Here is a 16,408-nt window from a genome sequence, read left to right on the forward strand (position 1 = left end):
ATCCAATTGGCAAGAATTTAGTCAACGAATTTTCGACCTGTCGGGTCGCGATGCGACAGGACCACGGCTTTCCTACTGCGGCTGGGCGGCGCCGCGCTGCTGTAGGCCGTGTAAACCAGCCAACCGCAATCGACAGGCAGCACAATCCCGGTGATGGCGGCGGCGGCGGCGGAACATAGGAAGTAAATCGCTTCACCGATTTCACTCGGCTCGACAAATCTACGAAGTGCGGATTTGGAGACGACCTTGGATGGATCGCGCTCACCTTTTTCGATGCGCTCCCGCATCGCCGGGGTCAGGGTATAACCGGGTGCCACGGCATTCACCCGCACGCCTTGCGGCCCCAGTTCGGCCGCCATCACTTCGGTCAAGGTTTTGAGCGCAGCCTTGCTCATGGCATATGCTGGCTGCGGATGCGCCTGGAAGGTCGTCAGCGAACACATGTTGATGATCGAACCGCTGCCGGCCTCCGCCATTCTCTTTCCAAAGGCTTTGCCGGTCAAAACGCTCCCGCGAAGATTGATGTCGAGGATCCTGTCGAAGTCCTCGATCCGCATGGCCGTTAGCCGCGTCGCATTCTGTAGGATGCCGCCCGAGTTAATCAGCGCCTCGGCGCCATCTTGCGAGAAGACGGTTTCTGCAAATTTTTCGATAGCCGCTTCATCCGAAACGTCGAGATAAACGAAGCGTGTCTCGCAGTTCCCGGACCTGAGTTCGGCCGCGATTTTCTCGCCGCGCTCGGCGTTGATGTCAGCGATAATCGTCCGCCAGCAAACCGCGGCAAATTTCCGCACCGTTGCCTCGCCAATCCCGCTTGCCCCGCCCGTAACCACCGCGAGTGGCGCACGGGCGTTGTATTTTCATCCATCTGCCGGCTCCTGATCCATCGATTAATTGTAGCATCAGCCGTCGATCTAATGTCGACAACATTGAAATGTCAATCGACGTTTCAAAAGGAACTTGGTAGAGCGAGAATAAGTAGTATGTCGACATTGCCCGACAATCTGCAACGTATGTCTTCAACAACCTCCGAAACGGCACTTTTCAAGCCTCCTCAATGAAGTGATCACCATGACCCGCTACATATTCGATTCCATTGAAGGCCACACCGCCGGCATGCCCGTGCGCCTGATAGTTCCGGGCAACCAGATCTTATCGGCGAAACGCAGAGCGAGCGAAGACTGGACTTCATCGCACGTCATGACTGGATTCGCAGCGGGCTGATGTGCGAGCCCGAGGCCATGAAATGATGTCGGGCGCAATGCTGGTGCCCTCGACACGGGAGGATTGCGATACCGGCGTGCTCTATCTTGAAACGTCGGGCTGCCTGCCGATGTGCGGCCACGCCACGATCGGGCTCGTGACCTTCATCATTGAAAAGGGACTGATAGAACCGGCGACGCCGGGGCTCGTCCGGCTCGACACGCCGGCAGGTGTCGTCGAGGCCAAATACGAAAAGACCGGCGACAAGTCACCGGCGTTCGATTCAGCAACGTCGCCTCTTTCGTCTTTGCCGAAGGTGTCGAGTTGGACCATCCCGATCTCGGACCCATCGTCTTCGACATCGCCTATGGCGGAAATTTCTATCCCATCGTCGAGAGCCAGCCGAATTTCCGCGATTGTGCAGATTACACACTGAAGAGCTTCGGCGGATGGCGCAGGTTCTGGTCAAGCTGCTGCGAGCGTTATCGAGATCATCCATCCTGATAATCCAAGCATAAGAGGTGCACATCACACGAAAGTGGTGCGGCGCGCCAACCAACGGGGCCGACGCGCGTGCGGTCGTGATTGCCACACCCAAAATCATTGATCGCTCGCCCTGCGGCACCGGCACGTCCGCGCGCGTGGCACTCCGCGCCGCTCGCGGAGAGCAGCAGATCGGCGACGTCTTTACCCATGAAAGCCTGATAGGCTCGACATTCAAGGGACGGGTCGAGCGCCATGTAACGCTGAATGCCGGCATTCCCGCAGTTATTCCAAGCGTCGAAGGTTGTGCCTATATCACGGGTGCCTCGACTCATGTCATTGACGATTTGGAGCCATATGCGACGGGCTATCTTACCTGATTGCAACAGCGTCTGCGCCCCGTTGAAAGCATATGCGAGATTCGGGGCGTGTGCAGTCGCTATTGAATCTCTGGCAAATCCCAGCCAGTTTGCGGCGCGAGAAAGGACCATTCATGCGCCAAGAATATAAAACTGCGCCCAGCAGCGACAAGGAAACGGGCAGCGCCCGCGTGTTCGCGCAACTGCGCAAAGACATTCTGCAAGTGATTTGGCGCCGGGATCGCCCCTGGACGAGATTCGCCTGAGCGAGCGTTTCAAGCTGTCCCGATCGCCGATCCGTGAAGCGCTTGTCCGTTTGTCCAGCGAGGGTTTGGTAAGCATCCTTCCCAACCGCAGCACGGTTGTCGCGCCGCTTAATTTTGAAACCCTGCCAGAATTCCTAGAGGCGCTGGATCTCTATCAAAGGGCAACGACAAAATCGGCAGCGCTTTTGCGCACGGAACAGGATCTTGAAGACATCATCGAGGCCCAGGGCCGGTATGAGGAGCAGACACGCCTGAGCTTCGAGAGCGGCAGCTCCATTCCGATGATCGAGTCAAACTATGAGTTTCATATGAGAATCGCGCGCGCGGGCAAGAACCGCTATCTGGAGATTTCTATAGCCGCGTCCTCAACGAAGGCAGGCGCATGCTCCATTTCCATTTCGAGTTTCACAGACTGGACCCCGAAATGAACGCCAACAAGCTTGGCGCGGATCATCATGAAATGATCGCGGCCATACGCACCCGAGATACGGAAGCGGCCGAACGCATCGCACACGACCATGCAATGCAGTTCAAGGGCCGTTTCATTCAGTTTCTCACAAATAATGTCCGTGACGCCCTTCGGTCAGCGTAGCTTCGTGCGACTGGGCATTTAGATCGAGTGATGAAAATTGCAGCTTCCTGACGCAGTCTTTGATGCGGACCGAGTAGCTCTTATTTTGCAATTGATGGGGTTCGAACTGCAAACCCGGAGATGCTGACAGATCGGTGACCTCCGCCTCTCTCGAGGAAACCATATCTACCGACATCGCCAGTGAAGGTTGACGCCGACCATCCGCGGCGTGATGTGCCATCTGATCTGGCTGAGAGGACACATCGTCAGAGCGCTCAAGACGAAACTCCGAGACGATCTCGCGCAGACGGCTGACCTCGGTCGGCAAAGCTGTGCGTGCAGGTGCGCGCGCGTCGGCATAGTTCGTCGGCCCCTCGAAGAGGCTGAGTCCGGAACACCGTTAAGCTGGCCGCAAGCCGTCTCGTCAGACGCTTCCAAACCGCCGGCAGGTTCTTCGCCTTGAACCAATTCGAACCATCGACCGCTCCACACCGAAATCGTGGAAAGACAATAACTTCAACGGCTGTGTGCATAAGTCACTATTTCCCGACCGAAATCCTGATGTGTCAGATGCGGCCCTTAGCCGGCAACCGGACGCCGCACACTACCCATAAGGCTCAGCCAAATGGCGCTGTGTGGCACCACGCAGCGTTCCGCTAAAATTGCATTAGTTACATGAGAAGCGTGCCCAAGTGCCCAAAAGTAGCAAATTTAATCGTGCAACATTCGGCGCCTGCCTTCCACCGAACGCCGAATTCGTGCACTCAGGTTGCAAAGAGGGGTCACACCATGAGCACTGAAGAGCCTGACAAGTCCGAACCGGAAACGCCGAGCAGCCGGGTCTACGATCTATTCAGGGTGCTCCTTTCCTCTGTGCTCATCAGCCTGCTCCTAGCTGGTATAAGCACATCGGCGCTGAAGCTCTGGAATCGCCTTTATCCGGAGGACGTCGTGAAGGTCTGGCAGGTGTCAGAAGGGGACTACCAGCGAATCTCGACGGCCCTGAACAACTCGAATAGCAAGCTTATGCGCCTGAAGGATTTGGTTGCCAACAATCGGAAGCGGTGAAGTTAGCAACGGCGATGCAGGAAGAGCTCAGGCTGCAAATGCGTCGATCGCGAATTCGCCATTCATCGAGCAGCGCGATACCATGAGCGTCTCGTGGAATGTCATCTCCTCAGCCTACGCCAAAAGCGCGACCGGCGACACTGGCGGTCAATCCGACAACACGATCGTCTACATTCTCTTAGCTTTGGTTGCCTTCGTGCTCGTTGCCTTCACCGGCATCTATGCCTTCTGTAAAGACAAGTCGCAGCGCGCATTCATCGAGAAGACCATCACGACTATCGTTGGATTCGCGCTCGGGATGATAACCGGCTCAACTACCGCGCGGTTCAAGTAGTCGATGGCGCAGAGGCTGCGGGGGCGACCGGCGCGGGCTTCGGGAGCGAACGGAAATATGCGGTGCGCCGCTTTTCTTATGACCAGTGGCACGTCTTCGACTCCACAATGTCGCAGTAGGTCTTGAACCCCTCCTCGCTGGCATCAGAGTGTTCCTCAGAGAAAAAATTCGTCAATGCGATCCTGCAAACCTCGGTTTTGCCGTTGGCCAGAATGCAATTGAAGATGTCGATCTGCGGTGCCGGGGGGGCGCGTCTTTCGTCGTTGAGGGTGAACCCTGCCTCAGCGACGGCGGCGATGAGACCCTCGAAGGCCGTCTGCAGGTCCGCCTCGCCGTTACCCGAAAGGCATATGTCGTCCATATAGACGGATACCGTTATCGTCGCCGGTAGGCCGCGGAGGTAGATGCCTATCGCGGATTTCGCGAGAACGAGCGTCGCCAGGATGGGAGACTGGACGAATCCATACGGAAGCACATACCCTGCCCCGTAGGGATTTTTGACCGTGGACCACTTCGCATAAATATTCTGGCCGCTGGACATGGATGTCCTTCAGCGCGCGTTTAACGCGATTGCGCTGGATGCTGTAGAAGAATTTCGAAATGTCGATGCGGCAGAAAAACTGGTTGTTGCGGTGGCGATGCAGCGCAAGAACGTGCGACCCGTCTTTGAAATGGTAGACAAAGCTGTCGAATTTGTAGGCCTTGTTCACCTTGCGCTTCAGTTCAGCGCCAAGTTTTTCCCCGAAGGGGTTAGGCGCATAACCGGCTTGCCGTTCTTTTTGTAAGAATAAAGGAAGTTTCGAACGCTAAGGGCATAGTTGACAACCTTGCTGTAGATATCGAGCGCAATTGATGATCTCCAGGTGGAGTACAATATCGTCAAGACAGCTACAGCAAGGTCGAGATGCTTATGAATCTTCTTCATCGGCAAATCCTCCATTGCGAGACTTCAGCAAACTGCAACCCATGTTTAACCATGGATCGTCAACTGAGAGAACAATAGTATATTCCCGAAGCTCGTACATGAGGACAACCCGAAGGTCGAACTTTCCGTAGAGCCGTGAGCTACAGCCTATTGCTGAAATCGCCCTGGATATACGTTTGCCTTCAAAGAGTTGCAAGGGGCACAACCTCTGAACGATAAGATTTTTGCTGGCGCTGGCGAGTTCGATCACCACCGAAGGCCGGACGTCGATCTCTATTCGGAGATATCCGCAGAGGTTGCAGAGAAGATCACGGCAAAATCGAGGTGGATGCCACTGGCTAAGCATCCGGCGTGCGGTCTCCGATTAATTACCGCCCGCCATGAACCGTGTCTCCACGTCCGTATCGTCGCGAACGATCATGCCGCCCTGGGCGGCGAGGGACAGGGCGGACAGCAGGCGGTCGGGCGTCGGCCCGAAGGGACCGCTCAACCTTTTGTGGATCCTGAGCCACCCGCTGTCGCCGAGCGCAAGCCGCAGGCGCTGCGTGCCATCACCGTTTCTCGCCACCGACCATCGGACATGCTGCCCGATCACCCAGGTCTCGATTAGTTCGCGCCAGAGGGTTTCGACCGTCGCTTCCGCCAGGGACAGGAGCCGCCTGTGCTGGAGCGATATCGGGAAGCGATCCGATCGCCCTCCCAGTTCGCCGAGCCTGCCATCGTCGGCACCTTCTCGCTTTAGCGCCGAATACATTGCCTGTACGTAGCCAAGAGCAGATAGGGCCAGACCTGGAATGGTCTCATAGCTGCCAGGACCCCCGCGTTGCGCAACGGTCAGCTTTTCACTCAATGCGACCAGATCCGTGTCGCCCTTAGCGGCTGCGGCGGGCCAGCCGTGGGCCTTACAACGCTGCGACAGCGCAGTGAGCAGATCGCCGACGGTCGGGCCGGCCAAGTCCTTATCGAAATCCTCGGCTTGGCGCAGCGCCATTGCAACGAGCGCATCGGTCGATGCCGATCCGCCGTTGGTTTTGATCATCACCTCGATCCAGACGAGCATGCTTTCCAGCGCCAGGCGCTGCAACTGGCGCACCTGCAGGGAAGCCATTAACAGCCATGTCGCCTGCAGGCCGGTATCGTTCGAGCCGGTGCGAACCAGGGCGCGTCCGCCGGGTAACACGCCAGAAGCAAGCACGGCCCGTAGCTCCGGCACCGTCAGTCCGTCCGGTGTCGCTTCGATGGCTTCAAGGACAAGCGCCAGCGTGTCATTGCGCCTGGTAAAATCCGTCCTGCCCGTTTCCCGCCTCGGCTCGAACAGCCTACGAAAGACCTCTCGTTCCTCGTTCGACGGCTCCGACGGAGGAAGATCGTCGTTCAGGCGCTGCACTTCCTCGGGGCGGAAGGTCCTTAAAGCGGGATCGACCATGTGCCGCATGGCAGACCTGGACACGATCGAATCGATCGCCCTGACGGCAGGCATGACCTGTTCGGTCGGCCGGAAAACGCCGATGACGGACGTCTGCTCGAGAAACCCGAGCGCTTTGATGGAGGGGCCGTACTGGATCGCGTCCATGATTGACGTGGAGGCCTGTCGCTTCTTCTTGACGGTTTCCCAATTCGCGCCCTTGAAGGTGAAGGGGCCTCCACCCTCCATCGGCATGCAGCTCCTCAACACCGCCATTCCAGGCAGGTCGCGTCCGCCGGCCAGCATGTGCGACCAGGCGTAGATGACCTCCAGGCGCATGACGAAATCCTTCGCCGCCGCGGAGTCGATATCCTTCATCCCGCCGTTCGACAGGAGGTCGTTGGTCTTCCACCAGGCCCAGGCCATGAAGGCGTAGGGACGGATGAACACGGTCGTGTTGTTGATCCCCGGGATCGCCCGATCCATCAGGTCCAGGTTGATCTGGCGCAGGCCAAGCGGATCCACGCCGCCGTCCTTCAGGGCAAGCCTGGTGACCAGCCGCGCGCCCGGCGCCGTCGCAAAATCGAGGTCGGTCTCCTGGAGCAGCTGGTTCAATCAGGTTTCCTCCGGCTGGATGTCGACGATGATCGCGGTGCACTTCAGCCCCTGGCAGCTGGCGATCCCACCCCTGCGCAGGCGACCCGCTTCGACCGCGGCAAGCTTCATGTGGCAGGATGGGCAATGCTTCCAGTCACTGCGAACGACGACTGTATCCCGCCGCCGGATGCCTTGGCCGATCCTGCCGAGGGCAGCGATCTCCTCGCCACTTGCGGCAGCCGAAAGATCGGGCATTGGCCCTTCCCCGTCAAGCGCGGCGATCAGGGCTCGATTGCGCTGCCATGATGTCGGCGCGGCAAGAGTCCCGGTGACGGCAAGCTTCCAGTCTCTGGCGCGGACGTCTGGCGCGAGCTGGCCTTCACGATGACCAGTTGGCGGCATTTCGAGAAGATCGCGGTGATCTTTGGTCAATGCGCCTCGAAACCAGATCTCCAGCGCCTTGTGGATCTCGGCGCTCTTTTTCGGCTCGCGAAGGCCAGGAGCCACGGTCGCGACGGCATAGCATCGGTCGAGCGTGTCGAGGCCGGCCTGCGCTGGTCCGGCGCGCCTTGCAAGGTTTCGCCAGACCGGCAGGTGGGTCTTCAGGAACTGCTCGGGTTCCTCGACATTGTCGGCGCCGTAGAGAATGAAATCGAGCACCGACAGGATGTTTTCTCTTTTCGTCCGCCCGTCCGGAGACTCATCGATCTTGCGCATGAAAGAGCCGATCGCGCCGGCCAGCAGGTCCGCATTCGACCAGACACTCTCACCGCGTCCGTCATCGCCGCCGTCACCGGCATCACTCTCATGCCCGTGCCCCTGCCCCCGCCGCGGAGTATCCGTGATCCTCTGGCGGAAGCGCGCGATAAGTTTCTGGAACGCCGACTGACCCGTGCCTGACGCAGCGCGATCGTTTTCGGGCTTCAAGGCATCGCCAATCCCGAGCTCGCCCGCCGGGACCAGGTGCGAGGTTTCCTCCTTGTCGGCCTTGGGAGAATTGCTCCCGGACGCGATCGGTTCGTCGCCCGCCAAGAAGGCCTCGGGATGCTTGGTGAAAAAGCCTGCAATGATATCGTTGTCGCGCGGGTTCTCGGCCCCACCGGCCGCACGCGCCATGGCTTCGGCAATTGCGCCGCGCTCGCGGACTGCTGCAATGATGTCCGTCATCACCAGCCAGCCGCGAACGGTCTCTTCGCCGCGCGCCAGCACCAGCTGCAAGGACGAGACGGCCGCATCGACCCTCCGGCGCTCGATCATGAATCGTCCGTCAACCGCGAGTTCGACCGTCCCGATCGACTCGAACCGACCGGGAGCATAAAGCGAGGCATTCCAGCATCCTTCCGGATCGACGACGTCGAGGACGCGGCCGTTGACCCCGCCGCCATCCAGACGCGCGATCAGGCATGGACACGCGGTATGGTGCGGCTCCTGCCCACCTTCCCCGACGAGGCCCTTGGGATAACCCGCTCGGCTCCAGCCGAGCCATGGCGCACCGTCTGATACGCGTGCGACGACCACTTCGACGCTGCCAAGCCCCAGTCCGTTGACCGTCGCGTTGGCGCTCCCGGCTATCGTCAGGCGCCCTCTGGCGCATTCGATATCGAAGGCCTTGGCGTGCAACAGCTTCTCGCCCGAAAACAGCTGGTTGGTGACGGGCTGCGCCGCCAGGCCGAGGGTCTTGGCCGTATCGAAGTCGAACCAGAACGGCACTTTCGGCGGAACGAACACATTGACCGTCTTGCAGCCGAGGTCTCGCGCGAGATCGACAACCGCTTTCGGGCCGCCGAAATAAGGTGACAGAACGGTCAGCGCCTTCGCGCCACCGAGCTCCGTTGCCATCTCGACGATCTGTGGTGCGAGCGCCCGGTTGTACTCGACGGCCTATTCGATCACGAGACGGCTCTCGACATCAAAGAGCATTTCACCGATACCGGTGGTGCCAGCGACCACATCTTCGCGCTGTTCGCCCTGCTCGACAAACGGTTCTCGCCTCGACTCCGCAATCTTAACGACCGGAAATTCCATACGTTTGAGAAACCGGATGTCTACCCATGGCTGGAGAGCCATATTGGAACACCAATCAACAGCGATCTGATTCTCGCCCATTGGGATGAGCTCTTGCATTTGGCCGCTTCGATTAAAATGAAAGCGGTTGCTCCCTCCGCAATCCTGAAGAAACTAGCAGCCTCACCCAATCCAAGCCAGCTCGCAAAGGCACTGCGAGAACTTGGCCGCCTTGAGCGGTCGCTGTTCATGATCGAATGGTATTCAAACCCGGCCTTGCGGCGACGTTGTCAAGCGGGATTGAACAAGGGGGAGGCTGCGCACAAGCTCAAGCGCGCTGTCTTTTTTCACGAGCGCGGCGAAGTTCATGACCGCTCGTTTGAAAGTCAGGCGTTTCGCGCTTCCGGCCTCAACCTCGTCGTCAGCGCAATCGTCCACTGGAACACCGTCTACCTCAGCCGAGCGGTGCAGTACCTGCGTCAGAAACGCCGCATCATTTCCAGTGACTTGCTTAAGCACGTTTCGCCGTTGAGCTGGGAACACATCAATTTGACAGGTATCTATACGTGGGACGAACCGCCAAACTTCGCCGACAGCGGCTTCAGACTGCTGCGAACTTCGACGGCAATAGCTCAAGCAGCCTGAAGTTCATTATTCGTTCACGTCTACCGTATGATTTTGAGCAGTTCTTGTTCTGACCCTTTGTTCGTCAAGTCCCTCGTCGTCAAAATCACGTCACCCAGGATCATGCTTCTGTCCGTGGTCAGCACGAAGACTGCCACACCATGCCATAAGATCAGAACCGGCAGGTCAATCTAGGCGGCGTGATTACCAAGGCATCACAGCACTACTTACGACCTTGCCAGGCTCTCGTCCCGGTGACGGGACCTCATTGAGACGAATTTACAATTGCTTCGTCTCGATGCTTTCTGTTTATGCCGCCGAGGCTTCCTTGCCCCAACGAAACTCGGTCTCATTCACCCACAGACGATGAACGACAGTCGCAAGCTTGCGGGCAAGCGCAACTTTCGCCCGTTTCATGCCACGCCGCTTTGCCACGTCGACTGCCCACCGCTTCAGCGTGGAGAATTTGGTGGCACGGGTCAGAATGATGTGGGCCGCTTCGTAAAGAGCGGTCCGCACCATTGTGTCACCGACCCGGCTGATGCCACCGTCCAGATCCGTTTCGCCGGATTGGTATTTCTTCGGCGTCAATCCGAAGTAGGCTCCGACGGTTTGGGACTTTGCAAACCGACCAGGATCGTCCACTGCCGAACGATAGGTGATGGCCACGAGGGCGCCAACGCCAGGCGTGGTCATCAGTCTTTGGCAGACCCGATCCTGGCGGACGATCTTCAGCATCTCGCGATGTATTTTGGTGAACTCGGTCCAAAGCGCATGACGGGCCTGCAACATAGCGCCGATGACGGTCTCCAGCACGGGATGTCCCTCGACGAGCTCCAATATCCGCCCTTCAAATCGCCCGCGGCTCACCTCGCCGACCTTCAGACCATAGCCACGCAAAATGCCCCGAATGCTCAACTCCACGTCACGCAATTTGGCTTGCAGCAGTTTGCGACCGGTTAGAAGCGCTCGGACATCTTGGGAGCCGGGAGACTTCGAATGAACGGCACGATACCATCCCATTCGCAACAGTTGCGCGATGCCACGTGCATCTTTCCTGTCCGTCTTGATGATCATCGCCGACAGGGCAGCCTTCACGTGACGGGTTTCCAGTAGAACAACATCATAGCCGGCGTTCGTGAGCCCGTCATACAGCCATTGAGACAATGGGCCCGCTTCCAGGCCGATCCGCTTCAAAGCAAAGCCCAGCGATGCAAAATGTTCGATGAGCGCATCCGGATCGCTCGCCACCTTCGTTTCACGGATGATCTTGCCCGCAGAATCCACCAAACACACGCTGCTTGCTTCCAAGGAAACATCAATTCCGGCATAGTAGTCCATGGCTGTTCCTCGCTTGATGTTTGGGGCCGACTTGTTCGGACCCCGTTTCAACATCGTCATTCTGAGGGACAGCCACCATCCTGGCTACATTCTCCGAAGCGCCGGCATCTAGGTAAACGAACCAAATACCTCTGGTGAGACCGCCCCCTTTACGCCGGCCTCTTCGAACGCCTCGCGCTCGGCGGTTGATCTGGATGTCTCGCTGCTTTCCACGTGCCCCTTCGGCAGCCCCCATCGGCCGGTTCGGCGGCTGGCGACCAGCAGCACCTTGACCTCGCCTCTGTCAGCCCTGCGAAAGCAGATCGCGCAGAAGCGGGATGGAGATGCCGCGCATCGCTCGGCATTTGATCTGTGACGGATATCCAAGTTTGAATTTGAGGATATCCCTGCAGAATCAGGCCGAGATAGCGTGATCGTCGGTATTGAGCAATGCGAACCAGAAGTCCGCTGATGCCGAAGGCGAAATACCGCGACGAGTGGTGAGCGGAAATCCGCGTTCGGCGCGACCGAGAGATTATTAAATTCGAGACGCCAGCCTTCCAAATATCCTCGTGATGACTTCGTCGCCACGGGACTCGATACACCGGCCATGACTGAGCACAATGTGCTTCGGTCGCCAAGAGCGGATCTTTGCGAACGATGCATTAGCCTTTCGCCGCTGCAGTAATAGCGGCAGCAGCATGCCAAAGAATATTTGCCCCCGGGGATAGTACATCCCACTGAGCTTCGTCGCCGTGCGCCAAGGCTCGGGCATTTTATTCAACTCGATGTTGATGATCGTGTCTGTGAGAATTAGTGTCTCCGAAGTCTTGTGGAAGAAGATGAACTCTTTGAAATATCCACCGGGAAATAGCGTCTGATCGATGTCCTGCCGCCATTCCTCGGGCGGACTGAGATCGAGGTCCCGCGCAAATGTGATATCGATGTGCCGAGCGCGGGCTCTTTGGCGCACATGCGGTGAAGCCCATGTGATCGCATCGGGAAAGGCTTTCGACCACTCCCCGATATGAGCGTAGTGAAACTGGTTGGGTGACACGAGATGACGGATTGTCCCCCTCCGCCGCAGGTCGCTTGCGAGCGCCTCATCAAATTTGATCGGCGAGTGTAGGAACAGAGTACCATTCGAAAGGCGGACTATTGTCATCCGTGTAGTGAAAGGCAGCGGCAACCTGACACCGCCCACGGTCAGGTACTCGAATGGACCATCGACTATCCCAATGTCTGGCCCTATCGGCTTATATACGTTGATTGGTTCGTAAAGAGAGGCACCCACGGCTCATCTTCCGGATATTCTTACAACGGAGTATCTCTGATCGCGCAGTGTCTACAACGGGTCGAAAACGGCATTTGGGGCCTGTGTTATGTCGCAGACCCTCCGGTCCCTGCATAATCCTACAATTGCGCGATGCGCCTTGGTAGGGTCTTATCTCGACATAGACATCAAACTTGGCGACCTGAAGCTGAAGCGCAATGGCTCCTCGTCGAGCTCAAGCAACGCGGATACGTTGCTCGCCGGCCACCTTGAACTTAGGGCCCGCCTTCTTGCCCACCCCTTTAGCCGCCGCCAGACCTTCGAGCGTGCGCTGCTGGATGACGTCGCGCTCGAACTGAGCGAAGGAGACAGTGATCGAAAAGAACAACCGGCCGTTGGGCGACACCTATGCCTCAGCGTACTCAAGAGCAAAAGGTGCGGGGGAATTCGCGCTTAGTGCGGCTGCAAAGCCGATGGAAGATAGTTGATGAAAGTTCAATACAGAGAAGAAGTGGCGAATCACTCTGACCCCGAGTCATGCGGCGCACATCGCGAGGTGTGCGTCGAAGCGTTGACAGGGGAAACCGGCAGGCCGGCCATTGAGCCGCGAAATGATCAATTCGGGATGCCGACGCTGTTAAGCGAAGCGGAAGGCAACACGGTGCATGGCGTCAATCGCAAGCCATGCCCCGATCCCGCGCGGTCGAAGACCCTGTGCATGCCGGGAAGTCTTTCATACGGAAGCAGCGAGATCTCATCAGTGTCCAGTGCAAATGGACTGGACGGGACTGGGAAGGTCGTTGACCACAATCCAGCCATCTACGCTGATGAGAAGTCGGATACAGCCATAGTACCGCGGAAGTTGCCGAACAAGGGAGATGATCTTGCGGAGGTAATGGAGGGAAGGGGTGTAATCGGAGGGAACGTCTTCGAAACCCCAGCGTGCCGGACACAGAGCCGGATCAAACACGCTTCGATGGGTGTCGAAGGTGTACGGGAAGCCGCCAGACGGGACCCGAAGTTGCGTTTCACGGCGCTGATGCACCACATCACTCCGACGCTATTGGTGGAGAGCTTCCATGCGCTTCGCAAGCAGGCGGCGAGCGGTGTGGACGGCGTGACGTGGTACGACTATGAGAAGACGCTCGAAGGGCGCGTGCACGAATTACATCGGGAAATTCAGTCCGGTGCTTATCGCGCACAACCGTCCCGACGGATCTACATTCCGAAGAATGACGGAAGACTCCGTCCACTCGGCATTGCAGCGTTGGAAGAAAAGGTCGTGCAGATGGCCGTGTCCACGGTTCTGAGCGCGATCTACGAACAAGACTTCCTCGGCTTCTCATACGGGTTCCGGCAAGGAAGGGGCCAGCATGACGCGCTGGACGCCTTGTGGTTTGGTATCGACAAGCGGAAGATCAACTGGATACTGGACGCGGATATTCGCTCGTTCTTCGATGAAATCGATCACGAGTGGATGCTCCGTTTTCTGTCACATCGAGTAGGTGACCGCCGTCTGATACGTCTGATCCACAAATGGCTGAAAGCGGGCACGATTGAGGATGGCCGCCGCGTAGCATCAGCGCGAGGAACTCCTCAAGGCTCTGTAATTAGCCCCGTGCTATCGAATATCTACCTGCATTACGCATTGGATTTATGGGTCCAGCAATGGCGTACTCGAAATGCTAAAGGCGACGTGATCATTGTACGTTATGCCGACGACAGCGTGATTGGGTTCCAGTACGAAGGAGAGGCGCAGCGCTTCCTGCAAGAACTGCGGGAGCGCTTCGCCCAGTTTGGCTTGCAACTGCACCCGGAAAAGACGCGGCTGATACGCTTTGGGCGGTATGCTGTGCAACAATGCCGGGAACGTGGTATCCGCAAGCCAGAGACCTTCGACTTTCTGGGATTCACGCATTGCTGCGGCAGGCGTCGCAATGATGGAGGCTTCAAGATTGTCCGTCTGACGATCAAGAAGCGAATGCGCACGACGCTGGCGGCCGTTCGAGAAACGCTAATGCGACGACGCCATGAACCGGTGGCAGTAGTAGGTCGGTGGCTACGGCAAGTGTTACAGGGGTACTTGAACTACCATGCGGTGCCAGACAATCTAAGAAGATTGGGAGGGTTCCGCTGGGAAGTTGGTCGAGCCTGGCGACACGCATTGATGCGTCGAAGCCAGCGACACCGCATGCCTTGGGATCGTTTCCAAAGGCTGCTTCGCAAATACCTGCCACCGTGCCGCCTGATGCATCCGCATCCAGATGCTCGGCTTACCGTTACAACATCCGATAGGAGCCGTATGCGGTAGTACCGCACGTACGGATCTGGCCGGGGGGCGATGGGCAACCATCGTCCCTACCGGGACCGTTGATCCCCAGGTCCCCGAGAGACTTCCCTCGCACTGAATTCCCAGCGACAGAAATCGAACCTCAGTGGTCTTGAAAAGCTTCTTTCCCCGGGGCAGGCTGGGCGATGAGGATGCGCCACCTCAGCGCCAGAAACGCTTCGTGTCGATAAACTCATCGTGCGCCTGCGCGGCTTCGTGCAGAAGCTCCTCCTTGTCATCGGCACTGGAAAGCTCTGTCGCGCCGGAGACCTCCGAAAGCCCGAGCGCTGCCAGCGCCTTCGGAGCGGTGACGAGGTCATTCAGATTGCCGAGCTGATCCTGAAGGCTTTCCATTGCGGCGATGAAGCGGCGATGGCGTTTGGCTTCGCGCTTGCTGTTGTAAAGCGGTGCGAAGAACTCCGCCGAATAGCGCAGCTTCTTCGCGGCGATGCGCAGTTTATGGCGGCTCTCATCGTCGGCGTCGATCATGTTGCGGCCGCCCTTTGCCACTTTCTTCCAAAATCTGTCGAACACCGCGGCGGCAAATTCTCTCGCCGGAGCCTCCAGCATCGCTTCGCCCGATCGGTCGCTTCGCCAGTCTTTAGCGGAAATCCATTCGGTTGCATCGATCATCAAAGAGCGGGCGCGCGCCGAAGAAAAGGCTGCTTCGACCATTCCGTAGGCATCGTCTCGGGGGACCTGCAGACGCTCCGAGAGCTCCTCCCCTCTCGCCCCGACGATCATGACGTCGATATTGCGGGCGTCACCGGTTTCTCCGGCGAGCCAGCGGAACTCGTCGCGAAGCTGGTCAAAACGGCTGTCCTGGAATAAAGGCTTGCTGATCGACAGGAGCGCGCGCAGTCGTCGCAGTGCCACACGGGCCTGGTGCAGGACGTCCGCGTTGCGGGACCAGTCAAGCGCGATTTCGTTGAGGCGAAATTGCTTGAGACACGATCCGGCGATGCGCTCGAATGCCATTGCTGTGTGCATGTCGGGCGCCAGCGGGCTTGGGCTCGCCTTAACGGCACCAGGCGCCGGTCCCAGCAGCCGGAAGCCGCGTTCCGCCTTGCTCAGCACGCCAAGATGAACCGGGGTCGTCCGGTCGACCTGACGGGCAAGCGCAAACAGCGCCGCCGGCGGGCCGGCCTTGCTTTCGAACTCAATCTCGCAAAGCGGCGCCTCGCGGTCGGCTGCGACGACATTGCCGAGATCCACCACGACCTCGACCGTGGCATCCCCGTCCGTCACATTCCAGCGGTGCCGCCTAACATGCACCTCGAATTGGGGCGCGAGCTCCGCCTCAACTCCATCGAGTAGGGCACGGATTTGCGGATCGTCAAGAACCGGCGCATCGCCAGCGACCGGTTGCTCCCATTCGTCGCGTGCAAACGAGCCGGCCGCACTCCCATCCCAGGTCTTGATGGTTTGGATCCGCTCGTTTCCCGACTGCCGGATGCGAAGCGACACACCGCGCTTGAGGAGGTCCCATTTGGCGGTATCGAAATAGATCGATTTCTGCTGAAGGATCGTCGCCGGCGATTCGAACGGATTTTTCTTCAGAAGCGCCGCCGCTCCCGCGCGTGACAGTTCGAGCTTCAGTTCCGTTTCCTGCATGATTTCCTCGCCTCACTGCCTAACACAAGGGCC

18 protein-coding genes and 1 pseudogene are annotated in these 16,408 nt (G+C 58.3%); 9 read left to right on the forward strand and 10 right to left on the reverse strand.

All coding sequences use genetic code 11. From position 1 onward, the window contains the following. Window positions 1-17: 17 nt before the first annotated feature. Window positions 18-833, reverse strand: a complete 816-nt coding sequence (locus CCGE525_RS37980; protein ID WP_120709393.1) for an SDR family NAD(P)-dependent oxidoreductase — start codon at window positions 831-833, stop codon at window positions 18-20. Between the two features lie 413 nt (window positions 834-1,246). On the opposite strand from CCGE525_RS37980, the gene CCGE525_RS39480 reads away from it, so the two are divergent. The 4 genes from CCGE525_RS39480 (at window position 1,247) to CCGE525_RS39795 (ending at window position 2,903) form a co-directional block, all read left to right on the forward strand. After that, complete coding sequence (locus tag CCGE525_RS39480; protein WP_245472506.1) at window positions 1,247-1,639, forward strand: proline racemase family protein; 393 nt, start codon at window positions 1,247-1,249, stop codon at window positions 1,637-1,639. Between the two features lie 85 nt (window positions 1,640-1,724). After that, window positions 1,725-2,066 (forward strand): proline racemase family protein, encoded by a 342-nt coding sequence (locus CCGE525_RS39485; protein WP_245472508.1) that lies wholly within the window; start codon window positions 1,725-1,727, stop codon window positions 2,064-2,066. 208 nt (window positions 2,067-2,274) lie between these two features. Beyond that, entirely contained in the window at window positions 2,275-2,739 is a 465-nt protein-coding gene (locus CCGE525_RS39790; protein ID WP_342637475.1) for a GntR family transcriptional regulator, read from the forward strand. Then, the gene (locus CCGE525_RS39795; protein ID WP_342637476.1) at window positions 2,694-2,903 is read left to right on the forward strand and encodes a hypothetical protein; all 210 of its coding nucleotides are present in this window, start codon (window positions 2,694-2,696) and stop codon (window positions 2,901-2,903) included. The genes CCGE525_RS39790 and CCGE525_RS39795 overlap by 46 nt, the downstream gene beginning before the upstream one ends. Here the strand turns inward: CCGE525_RS39795 and CCGE525_RS38735 are convergent. Further along, on the reverse strand, window positions 2,866-3,210 hold the full coding sequence (locus CCGE525_RS38735; RefSeq protein WP_162950447.1) for a hypothetical protein: 345 nt from the start codon (window positions 3,208-3,210) through the stop codon (window positions 2,866-2,868). The two genes, CCGE525_RS39795 and CCGE525_RS38735, sit on opposite strands and share 38 nt — an antisense overlap. A 461-nt stretch (window positions 3,211-3,671) precedes the next feature. Between CCGE525_RS38735 and CCGE525_RS37995 the strand changes: the two genes are divergently transcribed. Further along, window positions 3,672-3,950, forward strand: a complete 279-nt coding sequence (locus CCGE525_RS37995; RefSeq protein ID WP_120709394.1) for a hypothetical protein — start codon at window positions 3,672-3,674, stop codon at window positions 3,948-3,950. 82 nt (window positions 3,951-4,032) lie between these two features. Further along, window positions 4,033-4,284: a hypothetical protein gene (locus CCGE525_RS38000; protein ID WP_162950474.1), complete on the forward strand. Its 252-nt coding sequence runs from the start codon at window positions 4,033-4,035 to the stop codon at window positions 4,282-4,284. A 76-nt stretch (window positions 4,285-4,360) separates the two neighbouring features. On the opposite strand, the gene CCGE525_RS39490 is transcribed toward CCGE525_RS38000, so the two are convergent. Beyond that, window positions 4,361-4,825 carry a reverse transcriptase domain-containing protein gene (locus CCGE525_RS39490; protein WP_245472511.1) on the reverse strand — a complete coding sequence of 155 codons (465 nt, stop codon included), beginning with the start codon at window positions 4,823-4,825 and terminating at the stop codon, window positions 4,361-4,363. On the opposite strand from CCGE525_RS39490, the gene CCGE525_RS39495 reads away from it, so the two are divergent. Continuing rightward, the gene (locus CCGE525_RS39495; protein WP_245472513.1) at window positions 4,824-5,069 is read left to right on the forward strand and encodes a hypothetical protein; all 246 of its coding nucleotides are present in this window, start codon (window positions 4,824-4,826) and stop codon (window positions 5,067-5,069) included. The two genes, CCGE525_RS39490 and CCGE525_RS39495, sit on opposite strands and share 2 nt — an antisense overlap. Before the next feature lie 504 nt (window positions 5,070-5,573). Here CCGE525_RS39495 and CCGE525_RS38010 read toward each other — a convergent pair. Together CCGE525_RS38010 and CCGE525_RS38015 are read right to left on the reverse strand one after the other, a co-directional pair. Next, on the reverse strand, window positions 5,574-7,229 hold the full coding sequence (locus tag CCGE525_RS38010) for a hypothetical protein (RefSeq protein ID WP_120709396.1): 1,656 nt from the start codon (window positions 7,227-7,229) through the stop codon (window positions 5,574-5,576). Beyond that, a complete protein-coding gene (locus tag CCGE525_RS38015) occupies window positions 7,230-9,050 on the reverse strand; it encodes a phospholipase D-like domain-containing protein (RefSeq protein WP_120709397.1) in 1,821 nt (606 codons plus the stop codon). Window positions 9,051-9,068: 18 nt separating this feature from the next. On the opposite strand from CCGE525_RS38015, the pseudogene CCGE525_RS38020 reads away from it, so the two are divergent. Then, window positions 9,069-9,860 (forward strand): annotated as a pseudogene (locus CCGE525_RS38020) (Tn3 family transposase); the annotation flags it as partial. A gap of 288 nt (window positions 9,861-10,148) precedes the next feature. Here CCGE525_RS38020 and CCGE525_RS38025 read toward each other — a convergent pair. From CCGE525_RS38025 to CCGE525_RS38040, 4 genes are all read right to left on the reverse strand, one after another. Next, window positions 10,149-11,180 carry an IS110 family RNA-guided transposase gene (locus CCGE525_RS38025; protein ID WP_120709398.1) on the reverse strand — a complete coding sequence of 344 codons (1,032 nt, stop codon included), beginning with the start codon at window positions 11,178-11,180 and terminating at the stop codon, window positions 10,149-10,151. 108 nt (window positions 11,181-11,288) lie between these two features. After that, window positions 11,289-11,771, reverse strand: a complete 483-nt coding sequence (locus CCGE525_RS38030) for an NUDIX hydrolase (protein ID WP_120709399.1) — start codon at window positions 11,769-11,771, stop codon at window positions 11,289-11,291. Further along, window positions 11,698-12,453 (reverse strand): DUF4336 domain-containing protein, encoded by a 756-nt coding sequence (locus CCGE525_RS38035; RefSeq protein WP_120709400.1) that lies wholly within the window; start codon window positions 12,451-12,453, stop codon window positions 11,698-11,700. The genes CCGE525_RS38030 and CCGE525_RS38035 overlap by 74 nt, the downstream gene beginning before the upstream one ends. Before the next feature lie 214 nt (window positions 12,454-12,667). Then, entirely contained in the window at window positions 12,668-12,838 is a 171-nt protein-coding gene (locus tag CCGE525_RS38040; RefSeq protein ID WP_120709401.1) for a recombinase family protein, read from the reverse strand. Window positions 12,839-12,919: 81 nt separating this feature from the next. Between CCGE525_RS38040 and ltrA the strand changes: the two genes are divergently transcribed. Beyond that, window positions 12,920-14,743 carry a group II intron reverse transcriptase/maturase gene (gene ltrA, locus CCGE525_RS38045; protein ID WP_120709402.1) on the forward strand — a complete coding sequence of 608 codons (1,824 nt, stop codon included), beginning with the start codon at window positions 12,920-12,922 and terminating at the stop codon, window positions 14,741-14,743. Window positions 14,744-14,923: 180 nt separating this feature from the next. On the opposite strand, the gene CCGE525_RS38050 is transcribed toward ltrA, so the two are convergent. After that, complete coding sequence (locus CCGE525_RS38050; protein ID WP_120709403.1) at window positions 14,924-16,375, reverse strand: CYTH and CHAD domain-containing protein; 1,452 nt, start codon at window positions 16,373-16,375, stop codon at window positions 14,924-14,926. Window positions 16,376-16,408 lie beyond the last annotated feature (33 nt).

Source organism: Rhizobium jaguaris (assembly GCF_003627755.1).
Taxonomy (GTDB): Bacteria; Pseudomonadota; Alphaproteobacteria; order Rhizobiales; family Rhizobiaceae; genus Rhizobium; species Rhizobium jaguaris.